The sequence below is a fragment of the Bradyrhizobium frederickii genome, from assembly GCF_004570865.1.
Classification (GTDB): domain Bacteria; phylum Pseudomonadota; class Alphaproteobacteria; order Rhizobiales; family Xanthobacteraceae; genus Bradyrhizobium; species Bradyrhizobium frederickii.
Window position 1 is genome coordinate 1 of the sequence record NZ_SPQS01000045.1, and the last position, 24,656, is coordinate 24,656.

21 protein-coding genes, 1 tRNA gene and 4 pseudogenes are annotated in these 24,656 nt (G+C 59.0%); 19 read left to right on the plus strand and 7 right to left on the minus strand.

Annotated features, from left to right (window positions below):
• Positions 1-219: transposase (locus tag E4K64_RS37120; protein WP_167767822.1), on the minus strand; the 219-nt coding region annotated here is incomplete at its 3' end.
• Between the two features lie 193 nt (positions 220-412).
• On the opposite strand from E4K64_RS37120, the gene E4K64_RS41995 reads away from it, so the two are divergent.
• The 4 genes from E4K64_RS41995 to E4K64_RS37140 are packed head-to-tail and all read left to right on the plus strand — an operon-like array spanning position 413 to position 2,247.
• Positions 413-664 carry a ParA family protein gene (locus tag E4K64_RS41995; protein ID WP_126261402.1) on the plus strand — a complete coding sequence of 84 codons (252 nt, stop codon included), beginning with the start codon at positions 413-415 and terminating at the stop codon, positions 662-664.
• Positions 631-993: a ParA family protein gene (locus E4K64_RS37130; protein WP_126261403.1), complete on the plus strand. Its 363-nt coding sequence runs from the start codon at positions 631-633 to the stop codon at positions 991-993. The genes E4K64_RS41995 and E4K64_RS37130 overlap by 34 nt, the downstream gene beginning before the upstream one ends.
• Complete coding sequence (locus E4K64_RS37135) at positions 994-1,527, plus strand: hypothetical protein (protein WP_126261404.1); 534 nt, start codon at positions 994-996, stop codon at positions 1,525-1,527. It begins immediately after the preceding gene.
• Positions 1,528-2,247 (plus strand): hypothetical protein, encoded by a 720-nt coding sequence (locus E4K64_RS37140; RefSeq protein ID WP_126261405.1) that lies wholly within the window; start codon positions 1,528-1,530, stop codon positions 2,245-2,247. It begins immediately after the preceding gene.
• Positions 2,248-2,781: 534 nt separating this feature from the next.
• Here the strand turns inward: E4K64_RS37140 and E4K64_RS37145 are convergent.
• Complete coding sequence (locus E4K64_RS37145) at positions 2,782-4,236, minus strand: MATE family efflux transporter (RefSeq protein WP_135167520.1); 1,455 nt, start codon at positions 4,234-4,236, stop codon at positions 2,782-2,784.
• A gap of 3 nt (positions 4,237-4,239) precedes the next feature.
• On the minus strand, positions 4,240-10,647 hold the full coding sequence (locus tag E4K64_RS37150; RefSeq protein ID WP_235884925.1) for a non-ribosomal peptide synthetase: 6,408 nt from the start codon (positions 10,645-10,647) through the stop codon (positions 4,240-4,242).
• Between the two features lie 652 nt (positions 10,648-11,299).
• Between E4K64_RS37150 and E4K64_RS37155 the strand changes: the two genes are divergently transcribed.
• Positions 11,300-11,403 (plus strand) — tRNA-Met (locus E4K64_RS37155).
• On the opposite strand, the gene E4K64_RS37160 is transcribed toward E4K64_RS37155, so the two are convergent.
• Positions 11,360-13,018, minus strand: coding sequence for a recombinase family protein (locus E4K64_RS37160; RefSeq protein WP_126261430.1), 1,659 nt, complete (start codon positions 13,016-13,018; stop codon positions 11,360-11,362). The genes E4K64_RS37155 and E4K64_RS37160 overlap by 44 nt on opposite strands.
• Before the next feature lie 533 nt (positions 13,019-13,551).
• Between E4K64_RS37160 and E4K64_RS37170 the strand changes: the two genes are divergently transcribed.
• From E4K64_RS37170 to E4K64_RS37215, 10 genes and pseudogenes are all read left to right on the plus strand, one after another.
• A complete protein-coding gene (locus E4K64_RS37170; protein ID WP_126261409.1) occupies positions 13,552-13,854 on the plus strand; it encodes a hypothetical protein in 303 nt (100 codons plus the stop codon).
• Positions 13,851-14,300 carry a PIN domain-containing protein gene (locus E4K64_RS37175; RefSeq protein WP_126261410.1) on the plus strand — a complete coding sequence of 150 codons (450 nt, stop codon included), beginning with the start codon at positions 13,851-13,853 and terminating at the stop codon, positions 14,298-14,300. The genes E4K64_RS37170 and E4K64_RS37175 overlap by 4 nt, the downstream gene beginning before the upstream one ends.
• Positions 14,297-15,238: a restriction endonuclease gene (locus E4K64_RS37180; protein WP_126261411.1), complete on the plus strand. Its 942-nt coding sequence runs from the start codon at positions 14,297-14,299 to the stop codon at positions 15,236-15,238. Before E4K64_RS37175 ends, E4K64_RS37180 begins: the two co-directional genes overlap by 4 nt.
• 6 nt (positions 15,239-15,244) lie before the next feature.
• Positions 15,245-15,540, plus strand: a pseudogene (locus E4K64_RS37185) (integrase); the annotation flags it as partial.
• A gap of 25 nt (positions 15,541-15,565) precedes the next feature.
• Positions 15,566-16,842: pseudogene (locus tag E4K64_RS37190) on the plus strand (AbiJ-related protein).
• 88 nt (positions 16,843-16,930) lie between these two features.
• Complete coding sequence (locus E4K64_RS37195) at positions 16,931-17,275, plus strand: hypothetical protein (RefSeq protein WP_126261412.1); 345 nt, start codon at positions 16,931-16,933, stop codon at positions 17,273-17,275.
• Positions 17,272-17,643, plus strand: a complete 372-nt coding sequence (locus E4K64_RS37200; protein WP_126261413.1) for a helix-turn-helix domain-containing protein — start codon at positions 17,272-17,274, stop codon at positions 17,641-17,643. The genes E4K64_RS37195 and E4K64_RS37200 overlap by 4 nt, the downstream gene beginning before the upstream one ends.
• 3 nt (positions 17,644-17,646) lie before the next feature.
• On the plus strand, positions 17,647-18,660 hold the full coding sequence (locus tag E4K64_RS37205) for an ImmA/IrrE family metallo-endopeptidase (RefSeq protein WP_126261414.1): 1,014 nt from the start codon (positions 17,647-17,649) through the stop codon (positions 18,658-18,660).
• Positions 18,657-19,343, plus strand: coding sequence for a C1 family peptidase (locus E4K64_RS37210; protein WP_126261415.1), 687 nt, complete (start codon positions 18,657-18,659; stop codon positions 19,341-19,343). The genes E4K64_RS37205 and E4K64_RS37210 overlap by 4 nt, the downstream gene beginning before the upstream one ends.
• Complete coding sequence (locus E4K64_RS37215; protein WP_126261416.1) at positions 19,315-20,100, plus strand: hypothetical protein; 786 nt, start codon at positions 19,315-19,317, stop codon at positions 20,098-20,100. The genes E4K64_RS37210 and E4K64_RS37215 overlap by 29 nt, the downstream gene beginning before the upstream one ends.
• Here E4K64_RS37215 and E4K64_RS37220 read toward each other — a convergent pair.
• The 3 genes from E4K64_RS37220 to E4K64_RS37230 are packed head-to-tail and all read right to left on the minus strand — an operon-like array spanning position 20,073 to position 22,239.
• Positions 20,073-20,780 (minus strand): uracil-DNA glycosylase, encoded by a 708-nt coding sequence (locus E4K64_RS37220; protein WP_126261417.1) that lies wholly within the window; start codon positions 20,778-20,780, stop codon positions 20,073-20,075. The genes E4K64_RS37215 and E4K64_RS37220 overlap by 28 nt on opposite strands.
• On the minus strand, positions 20,777-21,952 hold the full coding sequence (locus tag E4K64_RS37225; RefSeq protein WP_126261418.1) for a nucleoside triphosphate pyrophosphohydrolase family protein: 1,176 nt from the start codon (positions 21,950-21,952) through the stop codon (positions 20,777-20,779). The genes E4K64_RS37220 and E4K64_RS37225 overlap by 4 nt, the downstream gene beginning before the upstream one ends.
• Positions 21,949-22,239, minus strand: a complete 291-nt coding sequence (locus tag E4K64_RS37230; protein ID WP_235884927.1) for a hypothetical protein — start codon at positions 22,237-22,239, stop codon at positions 21,949-21,951. The genes E4K64_RS37225 and E4K64_RS37230 overlap by 4 nt, the downstream gene beginning before the upstream one ends.
• On the opposite strand from E4K64_RS37230, the pseudogene E4K64_RS37235 reads away from it, so the two are divergent.
• The 4 genes and pseudogenes from E4K64_RS37235 to E4K64_RS37250 form a co-directional block, all read left to right on the plus strand.
• Positions 22,168-22,944, plus strand: a pseudogene (locus tag E4K64_RS37235) (DUF932 domain-containing protein); the annotation flags it as partial. The gene E4K64_RS37230 and the pseudogene E4K64_RS37235 overlap by 72 nt on opposite strands.
• Positions 22,945-23,116: 172 nt before the next feature.
• Positions 23,117-23,485 (plus strand): annotated as a pseudogene (locus E4K64_RS37240) (ParB/Srx family N-terminal domain-containing protein); the annotation flags it as partial.
• Between the two features lie 375 nt (positions 23,486-23,860).
• Positions 23,861-24,520 (plus strand): site-specific integrase, encoded by a 660-nt coding sequence (locus tag E4K64_RS37245; protein ID WP_235884926.1) that lies wholly within the window; start codon positions 23,861-23,863, stop codon positions 24,518-24,520.
• Positions 24,447-24,656: transposase (locus tag E4K64_RS37250; RefSeq protein ID WP_135162981.1), on the plus strand; the 210-nt coding region annotated here is incomplete at its 3' end. The genes E4K64_RS37245 and E4K64_RS37250, both read left to right, overlap by 74 nt.

The following is a 24,656-nucleotide window of genomic DNA, read 5'->3' on the forward strand; positions in this document are numbered from 1 at the left end:
CTCGACCGGAACAAACGGAGCTATGCTCGCTTCGCCGTGCCTGCAAAGCTCCTTGCGCCACCTGAACAGCTGGCTCACATGAAGTCCGGCCAGGCGAGCTACCTCGGAAACGCTGGCGCCGGGCGCGAGCGACGCCGCAACAAGCCGCTCCTTCTCGTCTTGCGACCACCGGCGCCGCCGCTCGACCGATGTGATCACCTCCGCCCTCGAAATCGTCATAGCGCTTCTCCTAGGATTACCCCTAGGACCTGCAGCCATCGCGCCCGTCAAACAAGGCGGCCCTCAATGGAGGGATACATTACCTCGCCCACATAAAGGCCAACAAAGGAACACTGAAGGACATTTTCATACCGCGGCCCCGGGCAACGTAAGCACCACAACCGGTCTTGCGAAACCGATCAGCAAAGCAAAAATGAATCTCGCGGATTGTACAGTCGAGATCTTCACGGGAAAACACGGAAAGGGAGGACGTCTCGATTTGTTGCCCAACCACCTCTCAATCATTGAAGCCGAAATGACGCCGCGCGGCGCCGAGAAGCGACTGAAGGCTTATTTGAAAGAGAGAGCGTCGAGGTATGACTACGTAATTATCGACTGCCCTCCGACAATTTCCTTTTCACACAGGCTGCCATGCTCGCCAGTGACAAATACCTTGTTCCGCTAAAGCCAGATTGGCTGTCTGTCGTCGGGCTCCCTCTGCTTGAGCGGTATATCGAGGACTTCACCGACGACAATGGCATCAAGCTGGCGCAAGTCGGCATGGTTTTCACGATGGTGACCGGCAACGTCCCTCAAGCTATGAAATCCGTCATGGATCAAATCCGCCGAGAGCGGAAGGGCGACGTCTTCATGGATTACTTAAGCCACTCAACCAATGTTTCGAAATCTGTTACTGAGCACCAACCGGTGTTTTTGTATAAGAAAGCGTCCTCAAAACTGCGAATGCAAGTGCTGGACATAACCGCCGAGTTTGTCCGCAGAACGGAGAAGTGAGTGGCACCGCGGAACAGACATAAGGCTTGGCTCGATTTTCAACGTAAAATTCTCGATGTTCCCGCGAACTATACGATCGACGACCTGCGAGAATTTCGGAGCCTCTCAAGAGATCAAAACCCGTCGTTGTCGCGGATCATCGAAGAATATTTGCACCTTGCCCGGAGGGCAGAGACAGGAGCCGGCGAACGGTCAGCGTCCCCGCTTTCGTTCAAGCACAGCCGCATCGCGCAGATGCATCTGTTTGATTTGCTGCGGGAGAAGAAGTTCTTCCCTCGCAACTCAGACCTGGCCCGGTTTGCAGCCCGCGTGCTCCCGGATATGCGGTCATATAGCTTCGAAAAGATGGCGCGTAGCGACATCGCCGCCCGGATTGTTGAGTACGTTGAAAAAAGCGATCCACGTGCACAGCGCGCTCTAGAGCAATCGATGCGAGAAGCGCTCGCACACATAAACAGCCGGCCTCCCGCGCGAGGTGATCGCGCAAGCTTCTTGTCCAGATGGGAGAGAATAATCAAAGGTCTGGAGCTGTAGATGGCGAAGGGCCCTATCAACGTCATCGCCGGCGATTTCGAGGACGTTGTCGCTTATCTTAAGCAAAAGCAGATCGTGAGCCACTCCCCCTCTGCAACATTGCTCGTAAATGCCCGGCATATTCACGAATTGACATACAGTCTCATCTTGTGGCGCTTTAGGCTGAAAGGACTTCCGGAGCACTCGAAGGTTTTTATTGAAGAAATTGCTTCAGATGCGTTGCAGATCTTGCCTCAAATCATGATGGGCTACAGCAAAACAGCAAAATTGCTCATCCGAGGGATCATTGAAAATGTCCTTCGACACATTTACTTCGCAGACCATCCAATTGAATTCGGCTACATGAATAGCGACAAAAAGTGGTTTCTGCCTTTTGACGAATTGGCAAGTTACGCGAAGCGCCACCCTGAATATGTTAAGACAGAACGCAAAGTTGCTGCAATCGAGCAACTGATTAGCTTGTACAAGGATCTCTCCGGCGGAGTGCATGGACGCAGCGTTCGAGACCTCGAGATGCGAACGGCGCTCAAGAAACTTCAATACGACGACCAGACAGCCGCGGCCGAGCTTTCGTGTCTCCGCAAGATGACAGCAGCGGTAAACTTCCTCCTAGCAATTTTCCATGCTGAGGCCGTACGAAAATTTGCAGTTGAAGATAGAAGAGCGATCCTAAGATCGATGCCGCGCAATGCTCGCGAAGTTTGGAGCGACCACGAGTAGCTTCCAGAGAGGTCAAGAACGCGCTTTTCAGCCGCCGATCGCTGGATTACTGCCAGTTTTTTCTGCGTGTGCAACGGCCGCTTCAAGGTTTCGCACTGACTGAGGCCGGCACTTCGTTGACGCCATCTTCAGCATCAATGATCGCCCCTTCGTAGAGGAGGAGAATGCCCCACGATCGTGACGTCAGCGGAAGCGGCACCGCAAGTAGAGATGCTAAGGATGTCTCGAGCTTCACAATGACACGGTAAATTCTCACAAGAGCTCTCGCGCCTACCGCGCAATGAAGCAACGAAGCCGCCAGTGGCTCCAAATCGCTTAATGCCCGTAAAAGCATCACTACATGCGATGCCGCTGTCGCGGAGATCAAGAGCTTGTTAGCGAAATGACCAATCCAGATAAGCCGTCAAGACGCGCTTGAGTAACAGCATCAAGCGTACTCTGCTCGTTCGCTGATCGCACATTGGATCTTTGAAGGGCTGACCTTGCCGCCAATCCAGGCACCACGATCGCACGCCGCGCTCGCTTTGGATTGTATCACTTGGTCGGGATGATGCCTGATGAGACCAAGGAGCACTCTCGATTCCTGGCGGAATGCGCTAATTCCCCTCGCCTGAACTCAGCGAACAGGCGCAACATGACGAATAGCGCGATCATTCCAGCGCCGAGCTCAGCAACGGCTTGACTGACCAACAATCCACTGAACCCCGATATAACAGGGAATAGGAGTACGGCCGGTATGAAGAGATACCCCTGCCTGGCGAAAGAGACCACCGCGCTAAGGCGCGCTCTCCCCATCGACTGAAGCATTGTCGTCACGAAACTCTGAATACCGTAAAATCCAAAAAACAGGTGAAAGACGATGGAGCTCGAGACGGCAATTTCTGTGACATCATCGCTATCGCTGAACAACCCGACCAACGGCCGGGCGAAAACGATAACGGCTGCGGAATACGCAACGGAAAGCGTAACGGTGATAGAGATCATAAACTTCGCGACCTTCATTACCCGGGCAAAGTCGCGCGCGCCCCAACCGAACCCCAGGACAGCTTGAGAGCCGATGCAGAAGCCGGTGATAGGCAGCGCGCCGATCGTCAAAATTCTTACAGCTATTCCCACCGCCGCGATGAAATCATCACCGAACCGCGCAGCAGCTCTGTACAGGAACATACCGGCAAGAGCGGCTAAGATACTTGTCGTCATCGCCGGCGCCCCAATGAGCGCCAGCTGTCTGATACGATCTACCCGCAACGAGACCTGAGATATGCTGACGAGCACAGTGCCGAGCCGCTCGGTAAAATACGCGATGTAGAGGCTTATAGCGGCGATCTGTGATATCAGTGTCGCTGAGGCTGCGCCTTGCACACCCAAGCCTAGCAAGCAAATGAAAATAGGATCAAGCAAGGCGTTCAATGTGAAAGCGGTCAGCATCGTCCACATACTATATCGTGTATTGCCTTCAGCTCTTACGATGAAGCCACTGACGATGTTTAGGAGCATCAAAGTAGATCCCGGCAAGAGGATCGTGGCGTAGTCGAGCGCGATGGGCAGGATGGTTGGGGTTGCCCCGAGTGCGACGAAGATGTCTCGCAGGGTCACCAACAGGGCGATGGTCATAATCACCCCGATGGGAGCGGCGAGCGCGAGCGCCGTACTAGCACCTCGGCATGCCTCTAACTCATTACCAGCACCAAGATGACGAGATATGAAGGAGGCAGTACCCACACCGATCCCCTCTCCCACGGCCGCGAGCACGACAATGAGCGGCATCGTCATGCTGACGGCTGCAATCGCCTGCGCGCCGAGTGAGCCAACAAAGATCGCGTTAAGGAGCTGCTGTACTGCGTTGATCGACAAGCCGATAACGGATGGAATGGCGAGCCGCAGGAGAAGGCTTGGGAGATTCTGGTCCGATAGATCGATGTGCCGGTTTTTTTTCGGCATCGCATCGCGATTGCTTTTGACGACGAGCTCCGCATTGCGCTTATCCATGATTCACGCCGTCTTCTCTACGAATTCATTGATCGTCTGCATCAGCTCCTGTTGCAAGACCGTGCAAAGATGGCGGGTCGCCTCATAATCGACCATGCTCGGATCATAAGTGGCGTCGATCTGTAGACGACCGGATTGATATCCGACCTCGAACCAGAAGAGGTGGATCGCCGCAGCTTGATGCATGTGTTCGCCGATCGAAAGCGGACAAGGGTCTGTGTCTAGAAAACGGCGCGCGAAATGGCGCTGCAAACCGGCGCGATAATTCACCCCAATTCTGGGAAGTGGCAGGCGATCGAGCCGACACCGCAAGGCTGGATCTCGGTTTAGGAATTTCAGGGCCCGAAAACCTATTCCCCCACGCGGCAGCGCATTGCGCTGCCGGTATACTAGACGAGCGCGGTCGGAACGCGACTCTCTTCCGGTGAGCTTCAATGGAAGCGGAACGAGCTCGCTGATAAGGCCGATGATCTGAGATGGATCGAAGTCGTCAAACAGCCGACCTCGTGCCGAGGTCAGGCTATCAATCCAGAGCGAATAGTTGCCGAACAGGGCACCACACGCACCGGACAGGGCAGCAAGAAACACATCAAAGTCCTGACAATGCGCTGATCTGGCTCCAATACTAAGGAGACCCGCTGTCGCTTCCCCGTCGATCTCAAGATGGTACTTGGCCCGATCTACCCGCGAACGGCCGTTCGCATCCACCCGACGACCTCCGAGACTTGCATCGTGAATCTCTCTCGCGCTTCCTTCGGCAACACTCGTGTCGCGCGATGAGGCGTCGCTGACACGTAAGTCGAATTGATCGTAGTCAATATCCTCCCAGTACTTGAGTTCGTCTGGTGCTTCGCTGTCCGCGTAATGCTCGAGGCGCTTCAACCAGGAAGAGAGCCTTTGTACAGTCTCAGGGCCATTCACATCATGGCCTGCAGCAAGAGCGTGGTATGCGCCCTCCAATGCTTCCAGGAACAGCCGATAGCCCATTCCATCCGCTACGAAATGATGCATCAGCACCAGCAGATAGTAATCGCCGCTTTCCGAAGTACGGAAGGCCGCGACGTGAACAAGAGGCGTGTGACCGTCAAACCGGAACATGTGTTGACGTTTTGCCGAGACGATCTCGATTGTCCTGCGCTGGTCTGGGCCGCTCATCCGGACAAGATCGATCTCCTCCACGATGCGCTCGGTCGGACAAGGCCCAATCCCCAGCCGAAGTCCACCTTTGGTTCGGGCAACGCGCAGCCTGAGGCCTTCGTGCTTCTCGATGACATGGGCAAGAGCGCGGTTCAGGATCTTGATGTTCAGAATGCCACCGCGCAAGAAGAACAGATCGCCGATGTTAAAATGCTCGTCAAAGCCGAGAAGAGAATTCCAAAACGATATAATGGGGGGCACAGGCAGCAAGCTGTCCGCGGAAGCGACGTTGTGGGGTGCCGCCTCCGCTTCCCCGGCCGCCAACTCCCTGATGGTCGGCGTTCGATAAAGTTGGTTGACGGTGAGATTCAGCCCGGCTTTGCACGCCAGGGTGACGCAACGCACGCTCAGAAGAGAATCGCCGCCGATATCAAAGAAGCTGCTGTCAACTCCCACCCCCTTGGCGCCTAATAGATCCTCCCAGATTCGAGCAAGAACTCGCTCGTTCCTGGTGCGAGGCTCGGCAGATGGACTGGTTTCTATCTCGCGGTATGGAACGGAGGATAGGCGAATACGGTCTATCTTTCCGCTCACCGTCAGGGGAACACTGTCAACCAACCTGAAGGCTGCGGGAACCATGGCGGATGGCAACCTGTCGCGCAGATGGGCAAGAATCTCTCCGGAGCTGAGATTCTTGCGAGCGGGCACCACGCTCGCCGTCAAGCGGCGATCGTCATCGATGCCTTCTGCGAAGACCGCGGCCTTTGCGATTGCCGGATGAGACTCAAGGGCAACTTCGACCTCTTCCGGCTCGATGCGGAAGCCCCTCACCTTGATCTGGTTGTCCGATCGGCCGCAAATCTCAACGAGGCCGCTGGTTGAGATGCGCGCGATGTCCCCACTTCGATAAAGCACGTTGTATTGTCCGCCATCATACGGATTCGGCACAAAACGGCGGTCGGTCCGATCTTGATCCTGCCAGTACCCAGCGCTCAGACAGCGGCCTGCGATGCACAGTTCGCCGGGGGCTCCAACAGGCACTCTCTTCAACCGTGAATCGAGCACGTAGAGTTTGACGTTGTCGATTGGCCGCCCCACTGGGACAAGCGCCGAGCTGTCGTCCGCGTCCGATGTTTCGTGCACGGCAGCATTGGACGCACATTCCGTCGCACCATAGAAGTTCCACAACGGTACGCCCGGAAAAGCCTCACGCCAGCGAGCGGGCAGCGAGGAAGGCATCGGTTCGGCGCTGCTTGTGACCAATCTCAAGGCGGTACTTTGCGGTTGCCGTTCCTGGGACCCAATGAGACCGGACAGGACTGGCGGAGAGGCAAATAAGCGTGTCACGCGATGTTTTGCCAAACTGCGCAACAACAGATCCGGATCTAGCACCTGTCCTTGCGTGAGGATCAGCGTAGGCACACCTCTCAGAAGCCCACCAAAATACTCCCAAGCGGACGCAACAAGGCAGGCGGACTTCTGGACAACCATGACGTCGGTGTCATCGAACGGAAAGCACCGCCACATCCAGTTCAGCCGGTTGAGAATGGCCGCTTCCGGTATAAGAACCCCCTTCGCCCGACCTGTGGAGGAGGACGTGTATATGAGGTTCGCAATTCGCTGATCTAACGGTCTGTCGCTAGGCGCGAAATCATCCCTCGGCAATTTGCATGTTTCTAAGGCCAACAGAGAAATCGAAGGTATCTCAAACCCAGGCTCCGTGATATTCGCGTGAACCAAGAGCTTTGCCTTACTATCTCGCAGGATATGTTGGATCCGATCATGCGGATAATCCGGCGCTATCGGCACAACAACAGCATCCAAGCCTCGCGCCGCAAGCATGACAGCGGCAACGTCCGGCGACCGGTCAACAAGCACGGCGACCAGATCGCCGGCCCCCACCTTCATCTCCCGCAGTAACGAGCGGATAGCTGCTACGCGCTCACGCAGCTCGCCAAACGTGACCTCCCCGAACTCGCCAAAATATGCTACTTTGCCGTGGTTAGAGACGCTGATCTGCTCGAAGGCTTCAGCAAGCGGACATTCGGATTCATATCGCTGGATCGACCCATCCAGCGAATCCAGTATAGTGAGGTCTGCGGCGCTAAGGCAGCTCAGTTCCTCAATGGGCGCAAGCGCTTTGTCGACGCAGGCGGCAATCAGACAGCGCAGATTGTTGGCCATGCGGACAGCCAGATCACTCGAGAATATGTCTTCCGCATACGCCAGCTGGAGCGCAATCTCATCGCCCTGATCTTGCGCGTACAGTGTTAAGTCGAATTTGACATAGCCTGTGTCGTACTCGCGGAATGTCAGAGCCAACTCGTCTTGACCAAGTGGCTCGGCGGCTTCGGAGTACATGTTGAACATGACCTGGAAGATCGGTGATCGACCCGGTTCGCGACATAACCTGGTGTCCCTGACCATCCATCCGAATGGATAGGCCGAATTTGCGATGGCATCGCTGACCAGGCTCTGGATGCGCCTGGCATGAGCAGCAAAGGACTGACCGGGATCGATCGCGGCTCGGATCGGCAGCATATTCAGGAAAAAGCCAATGATGTCAGCGCTGGCAGGTTGGTCCCGTACAGCGTGTGGCATGCCGACGACAATATCGTCCTGACCGCTATACATTCGTAGCAGCAGCTGAAAGCACGCCAGCAGTGTTGTCGAGGTGGTGCAGCTATTTTGCCGCGCGAATTCTCTTACCCGACTGGAGAGATCGCCGCCAAGGAGCACTGGATGCGAGCCGCCGCGGTATGAATTTGTTTGCGGGCGCGCCCTTCCAAGCGAAAGCACCGGCGGATCATCACCAATCTGACGACGCCAATAGTGACGTTGGTTCTCCAGCGCCTGTGGAGAAACGTGTTGTTTCTCCCACGCCGCGTAGCCCGAGAGTGACGCACGGTTCTCTGGCCAAGGCGCCGCGGCATCTAAATATCTCTGCTGAAGATCTCTGAGCAGAACAGAAATCGACCAGGCATCGAGGATGATTTCGTGAGCGGTGATCAGTATGAGATGATTGTCGGGACCAAACCGGACCATGCGCGCGCGAAACAACTGGCCTTGTGCGAGATCGAAATTGTCTTTCAGCTCCGTTCGCCGAAACTGTGCGATGAGCTCGTCAGCGTCGGAGGAGGTGAGATGAGATGCATCGATCAATTCAAGATTGATGCATGGCGGAGCATCAAAGTATTGAACCGGACCGTTCTCGTCGATAAAGCGCGCCGAAAGTGCCTGGTGGGAATGAATAACCTCGGTCCAGGCGCGCTTGAACCGAGCCAGATCGATGTTGCCCTTAATCCGCAGCCCGCCCTGAATGATGTAGTTCCGCGCAGATGGATCGAGCTGTGCCAGAAACCAAAGGTGCTCCTGGAGACGCGTCAGAGGTGATCGGCTTAGCTTTCGGCACGTCAAAGTCGTGCATGGATTGCGCTCAGTCCGAGCCTCGATCGAAGCGGCAAGAGATCGAATTGTGCCATTCAGGACCAGTCTGAAATCCGCTTTCACTCCGAGCAAGGTCTGCAACTGTCCCAATATAAGCATTGCGCGGAGCGAGTCTCCGCCGAGGCTTATGAATTGGTCATTCACACCTATGTTCTCGATACGCAAAATGCCGGACCAGATTTGACGTAGCCGGACTTCGAGGTCTGATTGCGGCTCCTCGAACGGCGTTGACAATAAGGGCCGAACACTCCCCGGGTCAGGCAATGCTGCAAAGTCGACCTTTCCGTTCCCGGTCAGTGGAATACTGCTGACGCGAATGATTCTTTCCGGAAGCATGTAGCTGGGGAGTGCCTCAGCAAGGAACTTCTGAAGGTCGCTTTCCGCCAGTTCAGCTGGAGCCGTCACATACGCAAAAAGCCGCCGCGAATCGGCTTGCGCCTCCGCCCGAGCGATATCTCGCGCCGTAAGCTTTACACCTGCGCAGACAGAGGCGACTGCGACTGCTCCATGCACCAAGGGATGAGCGGACAAACGAGCTTCGATTTCTCCCAGCTCGATTCTGTGCCCACGAATTTTGACCTGACGATCCCGTCGGCCGAGACATTCCAAAAGGCCGTCGGAACGGAGGCGCCCCAGATCACCTGTCCGATATAGGCGCCGGAAGGCCAGGTCGCTTGAGAACGGGTTTGGCCCAAACGCATCCTTGGTGCGGACATGATCATTGACGTAACCGGCAGCGACACCGACGCCGCTAACACAGATTTCGCCGACTTCTCCTACATTGCAGAGCCGTGGTCCGTCCGCGACATAAACCTCAACGTTTTGAATTGGCCTGCCGATCGGCACATAAGGCTCAGCCAGCGCAGGCGGGACGGCAACCAGATGATGCGTCACGCCGTCGGCGCACTCGGTCGGCCCGTAATGATTGAGAATGGAAACGCGGGGATACAAGGCAAGCCACGCACGCGCCAATCCGGGCGTTAGAGGTTCTCCGACCGTAGAAATAATCCGCAAGCCATCCATGGCTCGCTCTGCCGCGGCAAGCGATTGCAGATATTCAACAAACACTGCCAGCATCGACGGAACGAATTGGACGACCGTAGCGCCGCATCGTTGAATTGCTTGAAGGAGCGATGACGGCGATCTCAGTGTCGCATCATCGATGATTGATGTAGAGGCTCCGACGCAAAGCCCTGAAAGAAGCTGCCAAAGCGAAATGTCAAAGCAGTGCGATGCCGTTTGCGCGACGCAATCCGTCCGAGTGAGACTTAAGGCATCGATCTTTGCCGCCAAATGATTGTTTAGGCCAGCGCGCTCGATCATTGCGCCCTTAGGCTGGCCCGTCGAACCAGACGTAAACAGAATATAGGCAAGTCCATCCACGTTCGGCGATGGCACAACAGACGAGGTCTGCCCCCGGCGCAGGGCCGCCTCTATAGCTACGAATTGAGGAGCTGCTTTGCTGCTCTCCTGGAATAGGCTGAGCAATGCCGGTCGGTCTCGGCCCATCAACAAAGCGCAGCGGCTCTGCTCGATCATGAATGATGTACGGGAAGCCGGCAGCCAAGGATCGAGCGGTAGGTACATTGATCCAGCTTTCAAAATTGCGATAACCGCCGTCGCCCAGTCGAGGTCCCGCCCTCCCCAATAGCCGACAACCCCGCCGCGAGCACCCTGCTCTCGCAAGGTCTTTGCAAGGGCATCCGATCTTGATCGTAGGGCCTCATATGTGAGTTCGTCTGCGCCGTGCCTCAGCGCGACTCTCTTCGGATCCGAACCGGCAAACCGATTGATCGCCGTGATCGCGTCAACCGGTTGACGCTCCATGGACTGCTCCTTGGCTGATTGATTTTGCGTAGTCGCGCGCCCCGCCATTCGTCGCCTTCATCTGCGCCAAAATCGGAGCGCCGGAGCTCGTCAACGAGGTGTGCATGCGCAGCCACCCTGATTCCGCACGTCGTAAGGTTTTGTCCGTATGAGCTTCTCGGTGTTCGCTTCTGGCTCGGTGATCGGCAGAGGAACAGGAGGACGCTAGGACGGCGCGTCCACTTTGGCACCTACCTGCTCTTGTAGAGGACCCGCCAACGTCTGCATGGCACCCGCAATCAACGCGACCACAGGCTGGTCATGGCTTGTGATTATCGTAATTGTCCGCTTTCCCGGCCCTCGAGCCGCCACCACCAACCGATCGAGGGCGGGCTGCCCCCCTCCCCCGCGACACAGCTTGCATGACGAAAGACTTTTTACCGTAACCACCGCCAGACCAGCTACGCGGCCAAGGCCGGTCGGGTGTTCGCAGGCGGCGAACTCTATCTTAACGGCTCGTTTGGCGCGTTGCAGACTGGCGTCATTGGCATCGATGGCGGAGCCGAAGCGATCTTGCCGATCGGCGATACCTTGACGACCGCCAACATCATGCGGGCATGGGAAGCGTTGTCGCCGAATTATGCTTCTGTCACCGACGGATGTACTCGGGCCACGCTGGAGACGGCAGGCTCCAGCGAACCTATCGCACGCACGAACCGGGCGCTGATCAGGCTCATAACCTGAAGGTCATAGGTTCAAATCCTATCCCCGCAACCAACGATTCTTGCGAAAGCAAGGCACCCAAAACCCCGGCTTCCGAAAGGACGTCGGGGTTTTTCTTGTTGGCGGTGAACCGCAGGATCGCAGCCAGGTCGCCGCGCAGCACAATCGCCAGCTCGGCCTCGTCGGGTACGAGCGTTACCTGATCGACCAGTGTCCGGAACACCTCAGCCGCCTCGGCCTTGCCATCCTCGCTTTGCAGGCTCTCATAAAGCGTGGCGATTCGCTGGCGGTAGATTTCCGCCATGTTCGGATGCAGAAGAGGCGGTGGCTCCTCTGCATTTGCCAACAGCTCGGTCAGTTCGGCCTTGCGGGCTTCAAGACCACCAATCTTGTCCTTGAGCTGAGCGCCAGGTACACCATCCAGGATGGCTTGGATCGCTCTATCCAAGTCCCGCTGGACGCGCTCCAACTCTTTGCGCTGACTGATGATGTCGGCGCTGCGCTCAATCCGCAGCCGGTTCACTTCGCGGGTGAACTCGTCGCAGAATTCTTTGAAGAGCTCGGGCTCCATGAGATGCGTCCGGAGGCCGCTGAGCACCGAGGCTTCCAACGCATCGCGCCGGATATTCAAGCGGTTGTCGCAAGTGCCTTTGTTCCGCGACGTCGCGCAGCCGAGCAGATCTTTCGAGATCATAGTGTAACCGCCGCCACAGCAGCCGCACTTCACAAGACCGGCAAACAGATGTTTTGGCCGCCGCCGCTCGTTCAATGCATTCTCGCTAGGCTCAGACGTCTCATAGGCGAGCGATTGTTGGCGGGCCTTCGCCGCATTCCAGACTTCCTGGTCGATGATGCGCATCTCCGGCACCTCCTGAATTACCCACTCAGATTCAGGATTGAGACGCGACACCCGCTTACCCGTATCTGGGTCTTTCAGATAACGAAGCCGGTTCCAGACGAGGCGGCCGACATAGAGTTCGTTGTTGAGGATGCCGACGCCGCGCTTCGGATTGCCGTGGATCGTTGAGGGTCCCCATTCGGCGCCCTGCGGCCCAGGCACGCCTTCCTTATTCAACTCAAAGGCAATCGCGCGGGACGACTTGCCGGCAATGTAGTCTGCAAAGATACGGCGCACGACGACGGCTTCCGCCTCGTTGATCGTCCGATCGCCACGGATCGGCTCGCCATTCGCCGCGAACTGTTTCACAACGTCGTAGCCGAAGCACAGCCCGCCACCGGACTTACCGTCCTCAACGCGGCCGCGCAGCCCGCGGCGCGTCTTGTCAGCCAGGTCTTTCAGGAAGAGCGCGTTCATCGTGCCCTTAAGCCCGACATGCAGATGCGTCACGTCACCTTCCGACAGTGTGACGATCCGCACTCCGCTGAACGCCATACGTTTGAACAGTCCGGCGATATCCTCCTGATCGCGGCTCAGGCGATCCATCGCCTCTGCGAGCACGACGACGAATTTGCCGCGCGTCGCGTCACTGATCAGCTCTTGAATGCCGGGGCGCAGGAGCGATGCGCCGGAGATTGCGCGATCGGTATAGCTGTCGACGACGGTCCAGCCTTGCTTCTCGGCATGGAGGCGGCAGAGCCGCAGCTGATCCTCGATCGAGGCGTCTCGCTGATTGTCCGATGAGTAGCGGGCGTAGAGCGCGACCTTCACGAGGCGACCTCCTTACTCCGGGAGGCGGTCTCGCGTCCGGCTGTCTGTTTCGGCTTGAACGAAGTCCCGTGCGGCCTGGCGGGCCAGCAGCCGGACCAGATTGATGAGACGAGGATCGGGCTTCGACGGCGCAGGCACGGCCGGTTCGCGGGCCGCGTCGGCGACCACACGAAGTTTTTCGGCTGTTGTACGTCTCGGTCGCGCCACGATCGCGTCCTTGTCCTCGCACGGAATACACCGCTTCGCGACAACGATGCCATGCGACGACGCATTAGCAAGATAAAAACGTTTTCTAAATCAATGGCTTGTGGCGCATCAGAGCGGGTGTCGGCGGGTGGCAGCGTAGCGGCGGGGCACCGATCGACCGTCATCGTAGCGATCGCCTCCCTTGGAAGGAAGGCGTCTTGCCACGGTGACACCCCCCGGTGGATCGGAGAGGCCATTTCTATTTGCTGGGACCGATGACAATTCCACCAGCCTTGCGCTCCAAAGATAACATGGCTATATATCTGGATATAGCATGGAGGGGCGCGATGAGCAACAACGCACAGAAGAGAGCCCTCGAGAATTATCGGTCCCGTCTGACTGAGCGTGGCATCGCGCGGTTCGAGATCCAGGCGCTCGACGCTGACCGCGATCTGCTCCGGCGCCTTGCCCGGAAATTGACGGAGGACGGTCCAGAAGCCGGGCAGCTCCGCCGGACCATACAGCAAGCAGTGGCGGGTGAGCCTCCGAAAGCGGGCGGCATTCTCGCCGCGCTGCGTCGCTCTCCACTGGTCGGCGCGGATCTCGACCTCAGCCGGCCGCGAGAAGACGGGCGTAAGGTCGATCTGTGACGCGCTATCTTCTTGATACCAATATCATCAGCAACGTCATAAAGCCGGAGCCGTCAGACTCGCTGCTGGCTTGGATGGGCGCGCAGAAGGACGACGACCTCTTCATTGCCTCGCTCACCGTCGCCGAAATCCGCCGAGGCATCTTGGAGAAACCGAAAGGCAAGAAACGCAGCGCCCTTGAAGCCTGGTTCGCCGGCCCCGAAGGTCCGCAAGCGCTGTTCGCCGGCCGCGTCCTGCCGTTTGACGAGAAAGCTGGCCTCGTCTGGGCCGGTCTTATGGCTGGTCGGAAGGCGAAGGGACGCCCCAGAAGCGCGCTCGACACCATCATCGCTGCGATCGCAGACGCCAACCATTGCGTCGTAGTCACAGACAATGAAAAGGACTTCGAGGACGTTCAGATTATCAACCCGCTCCGCAGCTCCGCGAGCCAGGAGGTAGGCAGGTGACGATAACCCGAACGGTCCGGCCGATTCACTTCGAGGATTTCAGCGGCACCGAGTTCGAGCGCCTCGTGTTCGCCTATCACCTTTGCGATGGCTGGACTGATCTCGCTTGGTTCGGCCAGACGGGAAGCGACCAAGGGCGCGACATCATCGGCACACGTCCGTTCGACGACCAGCCGGACGAACGCACTGTCATTCAATGCGTCAATCGCGGTAGCCTGACCCAGGCAAAGGCCGAGAAGGATATGGCAGCCGCGGTCAAAGCGACGACCGGCAAACCTGACGCTTTCAAGTTCGTGTGCCGTGGTCGTGTCTCAGCCCAACGTCGCGACGAGGTTCGCTCGGCAGCCACGAAACTCGGTGTCCCTAAAGTGGCAATCTGGTCCGGCCCGGAGTTTGAGGAACATCTCCGGCTTCGAGCCGAATTCCTCCTACGGCGCCTCGTCGAGGGCGTTCCGTTTCCCGACACAGAAACGGAACTGCGTAATTTTGTTGACCAGTTCCCGGATATCGACGACGAGCAGGCCTTGGCCATGCTCGCCCGTGCGTTTGATCGTCCAGCTTTCCGAACACCGTTTCATCAGGAGAGCAATCTTCCCGCTTTCCAGCAGGCAATCGACGACACTATTCGCGTTCTCAGCACGGGCATCTGGCAAACGCGCGAAGGCATCGAAATCCATCGACTTCCGTCGCTTCATCACATTCGCGACGCCGGGATCCGCAGCGCTCTGGAGCTGACCGTCCGTGAACTGGATCAGCTTCGCCGCCAATTCAAAACGCTGCTGTCCTCCGGCGAAATCAGGCCCTGCGGCTGTGGCAATCCCGCTTGTCCAACCTTCATGCTCACCGACAGAGCAGCTCGCGAATTAGATCGGGCGCGCGATCGGGTGCTAGCCGCTTTCCGGCGGCCGTATCCCTCCTTCAACGTAGTCCTAGAATGACGTCGCCTCGGCTTCACAGAGGTGAGATGGCGGCGCTGGTAGGTCATGCCAAGCGCTCCGTCACCGGTAAATATATCCAAACACTCGACACCGCCCTGATCATGGCGGCCGACCCGATCGGAGGCTATATCCAGGGCCCTCCCGACGGGAAAGAATTCAAACAGTCCGCGTACGCGCTCGATCGCGACTCTCGTGAGGCCGCCCTCGCACGCTTCCTCCGGAAGGCACGGGGCGAGGAGAGGCTTGGCGCAGAAGAGGAGCGCCTTGCCGCCAAGCTGCTCGATGTCCACCAACCTTCATAGCCTTATCGCCGGTGTGCTGCAGTCGATGACCCACGCGGAGCTGAGCGAGGCGCCGCTACGAATCGCTGGGCTGGTCGTTCCAACCGGCGAGGGGCTCTCAAAGCGCCAGCGTATCGACCTCGCGCTCGCAAACCTTACCGAGGAGGAGTTAGCGCGGCTGGCCTTGAAGTTTGCGGCTAAGCGCGGGGATATCCCCCTCGACGAGGCCGGTCGCAAGGTGCTGGAAGCGGGCGATCCGCCTCTAACCCACATCACCCGGCGCGACGTCGCGCGAATCTTCGGAGATGACCTCGCCGGCGAGCGTGGCACGGTGGAGATGGTGGAACGCTATTTCCCTCTCTCCACGCCCATTGAAGATTTCCTCGGAACCAACGGTCGAAGCCTGCGCGATCAGATCGCTCAGCACATGGATCGAAATTCCGGTGATTGGTCGGTTGAATATCTGTTCGGCGAAATCGGCGCCTTCGACTGCTCCAGAGCCCGATTCGGGGCGTTGCTCAAGAAGCTGTTCACCCCCTCTCCCGGACGGGAGAAGAGCAGTTGCAGATGGTCACGGCCCTCAACAAGGTCCTTGCGCGTGACGGATACGAGCTGGCCCAGGAAAGTGAACTCTCCGGTCACTCGATCTTTGCCTTCCGTCCTCTCGTGCGTGGTGTCGGTGGTCGGCCCAAGAATTTGATCTTCGCCTCGCGAGGACCCAAGCCGGAAATCGGTTTCGCCGACGCCATCAACAACGACATCGTCATTCTCTCCGGCGAAGAGAGCTGCCTGGTCTACGACCGGCCGATCGGCACGAATGGCTTGCTCTGGTCCGAGTTCGTCGCTTGGTGGAGCGACGTCGCACCTGGGGCCAATGCAGCAAGTCTCGGCGCGCGCCTTCAAGAATCCTTGGCTTCAGACGCGGAACGCAAGCTCTTCGCCACCTACTTCAAGGCCTATAGATCTGCCCTCGGCGAGGCGCTACCCGCGCTCCTGCCACAGGTCTATCTGCACTACGATCCCGCTGTCGTAAAAACCCTGCGCCATCGCCTTCCGCTTCCGCGCCAGCGCATGGACTTTTTGCTCCTCCTCCCGGGGCGCCAACGCATCGTGCTGGAGGTGGATGGAAAGCATCATTTCTCCGAGAACGACCACCCGTCGTTGAAGGTCTATGCCGACATGGTGTCGGCCGACCGCGAGCTGCGGCTCGCTGGGTACGAAGTCTACCGATTCGGAGCAAATGAGTTGGTCGGCGAGGGCGCTGAATCGAGGATCGCCGATTTTTTCGATAAGCTTTTCCGTCTGCATCGTGTCGGGCGCTGAGCATGCCCCTCGACCGAAGATATTGAAAACCCTTGCATGTCGGAAAACCAGACATTATATTGGCTACAGGTCCTAGAAAGACACAGAGATGGTAACCACCACACTCGCCCCGCCGCCCGTCAAGATTGCGCCGTTTCCCTTGGCCGCCGTCGAGGCGAAACTCCGCGACGAACTGGTCGAGGCCGTGAAGATCGAGGCGTCGATTAGAGGCATGGCCCTGCCCACGGCGCCGGCAGATATCGCCAAAGCATCCGTTCACGTGGACTCGTTGGTGGTCGTTTCAATCCTATGCGCAGTTGAACCGATTGTCGGGTTCGAGTTGCCTGAAAGCGTCGTCCGGGCAGGCGGATACACTTCGGTCGACAGCGCACTCGGCCAGCTTCTCCCCCGTTTGGAGAAAGAGTGGACGAAGAAGAAAGGAGCGCAATCATGACCGAACTCGCAGTTCATCACGATAACGATGACGAGGCGCGCCGGCTCCTGGGCGATCGACTACGTGAAGCTCGCAAGTATCTAGGCCTCAAGCAGGAAGAGGTCGCAACCTATTTGAAGATCCCGCGAACCGCCCTGACGGATATCGAGAACGGTCAGCGCCGGGTCGAGGCTATCGAACTCGCCCGGCTTGCTAAGTTGTACCGTCAGCCGGTGGGCTATTTTACCGGGGAAGACGCTGCGGCGAGCCTGCCCATCGACGTGGCCCACCTCGCGCGCAGGGCGGCCGACCTGTCCGAGCAGGACCGCACCGAGCTTGGACGCTTCGCCGAATACCTGCGTGCTCGGTCGCGCGCCGCACGAGGTTGATCGATGGTGGCCGCGGATTATCCGAGCGCGGTTCGCGCTGGCACGATGGCCGCGGCCCGGCTGCATCAGCAGCTTGACCTACGTCAGCAGATCGAGGCGGCCGGCGGCAACGTCGATGTCTTCGCCGCCATCCACGCCCTCGATTTGCCCTTACTCGTGCGGCCCCTGCAAGGACTCCTCGGTGCTTATCTGAGCGATCCTGGGCCTGGCGTCCTCGTTACGACACAGCGTCCGATGAGCATCCAACGGTTCACTGCGGCCCATGAGCTCGGCCACTTCCGCCTACAGCATCAGCCCAGTCTCGATGACGAAAGCATTCTGCGTCGGATGCCGCTGCAAGCGCAGCCGACCGGCGACTTTCAGGAGGTTGAGGCCGACGCATTCGCGGTCGAATTCATGATGCCGCGCTGGCTCGTCGCTTGGCATGCGGCTCGCCAGGGCTGGACCGTTCCTGATTTTCGGCGACCAAGCGCGGTCTACCAGCTCTCGTTGCGGATCGGCGCGAGTTATGAGGCGACTTGCTGGACGCTCGCCCGCCACAGATTCATCCAGGCGACGCAGGCCCGGGAGCTTCTTCAGACCCAGCCGCGTGAGATGAAAGTTGCCCTGCTTGAGGCCTACCAGCCGCAAGACTACCGCGGCGACGTCTGGCTACTCACCGAGCGCGACGCAGGAGTGCGCATCGACGGGAGCCGCAACGATCTGTTTGTCCTCCGGCTCGAAGAACACAGCGGCGGAGGCTATCTCTGGGACATCGATCAGCTCAAGGAGAGCGGGTTCGCCGTCGTTCGCGATGACCTGCAGGCGATTGACGCTGACGGCGTCGGCGGGCCTGTCATCAGGCGCGTGACGGCAACGCCACCAGACACCTATCGCGGACGGCTCGCACTCGACGAACGGCGACCATGGGATCCCGATCCGCCGCTTGCGACCCTTGCCGTGGACGTCGACCTCACCGGTCCTGAGCAAGAAGGGCTTTCGCGCGCCGAACGGCGGAGGCTGCTCGAGGCCGCATGAGCGACATTACGATTTCGGTCGATCTGCGGCCTTCTTTCGGCGATGCCCGCAATCAAGGGGCGCGCCCTACCTGCCTTGCCTTCGCGGCGAGCGATGCACATGCGGCTCTACGTGATGGCTGGGCGCCATTGTCCTGCGAATATGCCTTCTATAAGGCGCAACAGCGCGCCGGCCGAATGCCAAACACCGGCGCGCTCTTGTCCTCGATGCTGGAGGCGCTCCGCAAGGACGGACAACCCGAAGAGAGCGGTTTGCCCTATCTATCGGCAACACCCGCGGAGCCAGCGTCATGGGCGCCGCCCCGCGAGATCGGCAAGCGTTTCGGCCGTAACGGCGCGACCGCCACCTACTCGATCGACCGCGTCATCCAGGAATTGGATCAAGGACGTCCTGTGATTGTCCTGACGATGCTGTCGCGCGCCTTCTATCAACGGAGCACTCAGGGTGTCGTCGATCCGGCGCCCGGCGAGCAACCGGAACCTGACCGACGCCATGCCGTCATTGCAGTCGGCCACGGGAAGGTCGACGGCCAGCGTGCCGTCTTGGTGCGTAATAGTTGGGGGCCGAGCTGGGGCGATGCGGGCTACGGCTGGCTCACGGAGCGGTTCCTTGGCCCACGCATCTATGCGGCCGCAACCTTATTGGAGGAGGTCGATGTACCTGCCGATCCCATCGCAGCCTGACTGCGCGAGCGCATGGCGTGAAGCCGTGCGTGCCGTTGATGGCCAGCAGGGCCATGCGGCCTACAACGTGATCATCGATATCGCAGATCCGATCGCCCATGCGACGCTGGCGGACCCCCGGATCGCGGTCGTCGACGAATTTCTCTCGCCCTACGAGAAGTCCGTGGAGACGGTGGCGAACACCATTTTTCCCGCCGGTCTTTATCGCCGCTATGGTGCACCTGCCTTCTTCGATATTTTTCGCGACAATATTCTGAAGAAGGTTCGGCGAAGCGAACGCTGGTCCGGTTACTATTTCGAGCGCATGATTCAATATCCGGTGGTCGAGGGTGATGCGCCCAATCAGCTCTGGGATATCGTGAAACGCCTAAAAAACGAGGACGTGCGGGCCCTGAACAAGTTCGAGCTGTCGCTGTTCGATCCGGTCAGGGATGTCGATAATTCGCCTTATGGCGGACAGTGCCTAAGTTTCATGAGCTTCAAAGTCATACCTGGCCCACAAAATAAGACGCTGACCTTGACCGCGATGTATCGCAATCACTTCTACATCGAAAAACTGCTGGGTAACCTGATTGGTCTTGGCCGCCTAATGGACTTTGTCGCTCATGAGGCGGGCCTCAAGGTTGGCGCGCTCACCATCATTTCCACCCATGCCGAAATCGACCAACCCCGCCGCAACGGAAAGCCCGCCAGCCGGTCCGATATCAGCGCGATGATCGCAAAGTTCGATCAGGCAGCAGCCCCTCTCGCGGCTTGAGTGTCGGGGAAGGGAAGCTCGATCGTCTGGCCATCGTCATCGTCGGCTGTGAGGCCGTAGATGTGATTGACGCCTGAGATGAACTCAGCCTGGCCGCCATAACTCGGATGGCGGACGATCTTGACCGTTATATCGAGGCCGTTTAGCGCCATGCCCGCATCGCGGCCGATTGCCACGATCCGGCGCGGCTTGATCATCGCAATAAGAGCCGTAAGCAGTGGCCACGTGGCTTCCCGTTCGGCCCTAGTGTGGCAGCGATTCGAGAAGGGGTCATCAGCCTCGTGCGGGTGGAGCGGGAATATGTTCCACAACACGGCGGGCTCGCCGATTCGGGTGAGCACGCTCCAGACGATGGCGGCGGTACGCTCCGCGACCATCGGGCCTCTTGTTGCACGATCCAGCTCTATCCCGCCCATGAGCGCCGCCGCTTGGGCCAAATGGACTTCGTCCGTCAGCGGCACACCCGTCCTGCGGCCTCCGCGGTAGCCCAGATCGCGGGCGATCCAGATCGTGTCGACGTGCGCAGCTATAGCCGCGTCGAGGCAGCGCACAAGATTGCGCCGACGGACGCGCGCGGCATCTGCTCGGTCGTAAGTCGAGCAACAATCGGCGTATGGATTGAACACCGAAGGTAAGCGGGTTTCGGCGAGCGCTTGGGCAAAGGACTTCGGCGTTTTCAAGATAGTTTCTCGATTGTGAGGCGGCGGTTATTCGTATCGATGTGAAGACGCCCGCGCCGATGCTCGCGCAGGAAGCGGAAGGCGGCATAGCCTTGCAAGATCGCCTCTTCCCAAAGCCACAACGGAAGTTGCTCAGCTTCATATCCGGCGACGAACTGGCGGACGTGCTTGAGCATGTCGAACGGCAACTCACCAGTCTTCACGTCGGCGAAGAGATTTAGGGCCGCGGCTTGGCCAAATATCCATGTCGCGACGCCCTCTTCGATCAGCGTGGCGCGCGCTCCGTCCTGTGCCTCATCGATCTTGGGATCGCTCTTACGCTTAAGACGGAAGAGAGCGCGGATGACGGGCGACCAAGTCAAAACCGCCACGTAAGCGTAGTGAAAGACGTCGTGAAAGCGGTAGTCATCGGCCGTCATGGCGTTGTCGGTGAGACGATCGCCAATGTTCAGGCCGTTGCAGCGCTGGAACACATAGGTCTGACCGCGAACTTTGCGTTCAAACACGTCGACATAAAGGTCGCGGGGCAATTTTTCTTCAGCCTCCGCGGACTCGTCGAGCGGTGCTGGGTAAATACGCTCGCGAGGCCACCGATCGAAGATTTTGCCCAAATTCTTGACCGCCGCCGCCTCGAGCGTCACACCCGCCTCGTTCGCGGCCTGAATCAAGGTTCGCATGATCGCGACTAGGCGCCCCGCCAAGGCCGCTTGGTTATTCGTCAGGCGCCCAGCTTCGTGATCGGTCATCAGCAAGCCGACTTCTCCCGCGAGCTGGAGCAGCGTCTTCTCAAACGCCTGTGTCGGCTCTGCGCGGCGAGTCATTATCGGGGGTTGGAGGGAAGCGAATGAAAGTGGGCCATCAGCGGCACGCTGCCAGTCCGCATAACCCCGATCCAGGTTTCCAGCGATATCGCCGAGAGACAGCCCGCCGCGCGCGGCAAACGCCGTGAGATACCAAAGCACGTCGCCCAATTCCTCGACGACCGCGCTTGCATAGCCGAGATACGAGGCTCGATCTCGCTGTTTCTTCTTGACCTCGCTGAGCAGGCTGCCGGTCTCGCCAAACAGACCGAGCAGCGGAAACGTGAGCGATCCGCCGTCGCTGCGCTGGTCGGTGGTCAACGCCTGCGAGACATAGTCCTGAACGGTGAGTGGGGTGAACTCGTCCGTCATGCTGGCCGCCTCTTTCGACGATCAGAGATTGCTTCGTCGGGGACAGTCACGCCATACGCTTTCAGCGCACGGAGGACGACGACCCGGATCGGCTCGCGCGTCTCTGCAGCCCGGACTTCGAGATGGTGTTTCGTCACCGACGGCACCTGGATCTGCAGGTACTCATCGACCTCGCTAGAGGATTGCGCAAAAGCGGTTTTCATGAAACCACATCGCTCGAGATCGAAGACGGTCGCGTTGAGCTTCGCGCCGTTACGGGTCCCGAATACGGCCGTATCTTCGACCACGAACTTGTGGCGGCGGTTCAGCGCATCGCCGGCAATGGCACGGGCGACACGCGCTGGAAGGTCCCTGGCGTGCTCGACTGGTCGACTGGCGTCTATAATCCACATGTCGACATCAGCCAGGATACGACGACGCTCTACGCATCCGACCGCGACGTCTTCCTGTTCCTGGTTGACGACCTTAACCCGATCGAGGCCGGCCGATTGGCCGACGGTTCGCCGGACCTCTATTTCCGCGGCTTCTACTGCTGGAATTCCGAGGTGGGTGCCAAGACGCTCGGCATGGCGAGCTTCTATCTCCGCGCCGTCTGCCAGAACCGCAATCTCTGGGGCGTCGAGGATTTCGAGGAGATCACCATTCGTCACTCCAAATACGCCGCCTCACGCTTCGCGCACGAGGCGGTGCCGGCGCTGACCAACTTTGCCAATTCCTCGGCGATGCCCTTTGTCAACGGCATCAAGGCCGCGCGAGAAAAGATCGTCGCCCGCACCGACGACGATCGCAACGAGTTTCTGCGCAAGCGTGGCTTCTCGAAGACAGAGACAGCGAGGATCATCGAGACGGTGTTGGCCGAGGAAGGACGCAAGCCCGAAAGCGTGTTCGATTTCGTGCAAGGCATCTCTGCGGTTGCGCGGGGCAAGAGCCATCAGGATGCACGCCTCGATCTGGAGGCGCGCGCGAAGAAGCTGCTCGACCGCGCAGCCTGATATCCGGAAAGCCAGACGTCCGGAACGGCGCATTTCCGGCTCTCTGGTTTTCCATCTTTCCTGATCTTCGGCTTTGCGGCGCTGCCCTCAGAGGAAGAGGGCGGCGCTGCGCTTCGTGACGGGTTGGAGGCTCAGAGAAAGTCTTTGGGCCGCCCGTCGCGGAGTATCATCCATGGCGACCGCCATTCAGAAGATCACCCTCTCGTCTTCGCGCGACATTCCCTTCAATAAGCTCGTGCTCAGCCAGTCAAACGTCCGGCGCGTAAAGGCCGGCATCTCCATTGAGGAGCTGGCCGAGGACATCGCCCGGCGTACCTTGCTCCAAGGCCTCAACGTCCGGCCGGTCCTCGACGCCGAAGGCGCCGAGACCGGCATGTTTGAGATTCCCGCTGGCGGCCGTCGCTATCGGGCACTGGAGCTGCTGGTAAAGCAGAAACGCCTCGCCAAGACCGCACCGGTGCCTTGCGTCGTCCGCAATCCCGCGACCGACATTCTAGCCGAGGACGATTCGCTTGCCGAGAACATCCAACGCGCGCCGTTGTTAGGTTCTGTGCTCGAACTGTCCGGTTAGAGTCGTGTGGCTGTCATCGTCATGGTTCATACGCATGGGGCTCTCCGAAGAGGGCACATAGACGTCCGAGTCAAGCGTTCCCGCAGCGTAGCGAGGACAACGCTTGACGCGGCGGCGACACCACAAACTAGTCAAATGGTTGCAGGCGAAGTCCTGCAACCCTGCCACGTGGCGAACGGGAGAGCGCGAGGGGAACCCCTCGCATCCTAAACAAAAGAGTGCGCCGCAGGCGCTCCGCTTAATAACAATCGGTTCGGGAAGCTGTCTTCTTTGTTGCTGTACAGGGAGTTGCGCCCAGCTCGGTGTCTTCTGCCGTTTCGGACGGCGAGGACCAAAGAGGACAGTATGGCGCGGATCATCAAGGCGGCGATGGGGTATGCCGCAATCCCAGCCGGGTTTCCGATACTGGTGTCGGAACGGATGGCGATTATCGAGCCGGCGTTTGCCTGGCTGATGGAGCTGGCTACGATTCCGGGCCGCACGCATGCGGCGGAAACGATACGGACCTATTGCGAGCACCTGCATGATTGGTTCGACAGTCTGGAGCAATCTGGTCTCGACTGGCGCGCGGTGAGCGAGGCGGAGATTGCGGCCTGGCGCAATCGTATGCTGTCGCAGCCGAGCCCGCATACGAAGCGGCCATACGCGCGGTCGACGGTGAATGATCGGGTTCGCACGGTCTGCCGGTTTTATGTCTGGGCGCAGGGACGCGGCTGGATCGAGGCCTTGCCGTTCCACTTTGTCGACGTGCGGGTGGGCCCTGGCCGGCGACAATCGTTCCTTGCGCATGTCGATGCGCGCCCGGGTGTCGTGGCGGCGAACATCCTGACAGTCGCCGAGCAGGTGAGCTGGTCCCGCAAATCTGAACAGCGCGATAAGTGGAGTTTCTGCCTGACGGCGGGCAAGATTGACCCGCGAATCAGGAGAGACGATGAGCAGACGAGCACGGCGGAACCACACTCCGGCTTTCAAGGCGAAGGTGGCACTTGCCGCCGTCAAGGGTGACCGCACGCTGGCGCAACTGGCGGAGCAGTTCGACGTTCACCCCAATCAGATCACATCGTGGAAGGCCCAGCTCGAAGGCAGCGCTGCCGATGTTTTCGGTCCGGGCGGCGGGAGTCGGATCGCCGAACCCACCGTC

Excerpts from the sequence above, each read along its gene's own strand:
- E4K64_RS41995 (WP_126261402.1), top strand. The coding sequence starts at position 413 with ATGAATCTCGCGGATTGTACAGTCGAGATCTTCACGGGAAAACACGGA.
- E4K64_RS37130 (WP_126261403.1), top strand. The coding sequence starts at position 631 with ATGCTCGCCAGTGACAAATACCTTGTTCCGCTAAAGCCAGATTGGCTG.
- E4K64_RS37140 (WP_126261405.1), top strand. The coding sequence starts at position 1,528 with ATGGCGAAGGGCCCTATCAACGTCATCGCCGGCGATTTCGAGGACGTT.
- E4K64_RS37145 (WP_135167520.1), bottom strand. The coding sequence starts at position 4,236 with ATGGATAAGCGCAATGCGGAGCTCGTCGTCAAAAGCAATCGCGATGCG.
- E4K64_RS37150 (WP_235884925.1), bottom strand. The coding sequence starts at position 10,647 with ATGGAGCGTCAACCGGTTGACGCGATCACGGCGATCAATCGGTTTGCC.
- E4K64_RS37170 (WP_126261409.1), top strand. The coding sequence starts at position 13,552 with ATGAGCAACAACGCACAGAAGAGAGCCCTCGAGAATTATCGGTCCCGT.
- E4K64_RS37195 (WP_126261412.1), top strand. The coding sequence starts at position 16,931 with ATGGTAACCACCACACTCGCCCCGCCGCCCGTCAAGATTGCGCCGTTT.
- E4K64_RS37200 (WP_126261413.1), top strand. The coding sequence starts at position 17,272 with ATGACCGAACTCGCAGTTCATCACGATAACGATGACGAGGCGCGCCGG.
- E4K64_RS37205 (WP_126261414.1), top strand. The coding sequence starts at position 17,647 with ATGGTGGCCGCGGATTATCCGAGCGCGGTTCGCGCTGGCACGATGGCC.
- E4K64_RS37210 (WP_126261415.1), top strand. The coding sequence starts at position 18,657 with ATGAGCGACATTACGATTTCGGTCGATCTGCGGCCTTCTTTCGGCGAT.
- E4K64_RS37215 (WP_126261416.1), top strand. The coding sequence starts at position 19,315 with ATGTACCTGCCGATCCCATCGCAGCCTGACTGCGCGAGCGCATGGCGT.
- E4K64_RS37225 (WP_126261418.1), bottom strand. The coding sequence starts at position 21,952 with ATGACGGACGAGTTCACCCCACTCACCGTTCAGGACTATGTCTCGCAG.
- E4K64_RS37245 (WP_235884926.1), top strand. The coding sequence starts at position 23,861 with ATGGCGCGGATCATCAAGGCGGCGATGGGGTATGCCGCAATCCCAGCC.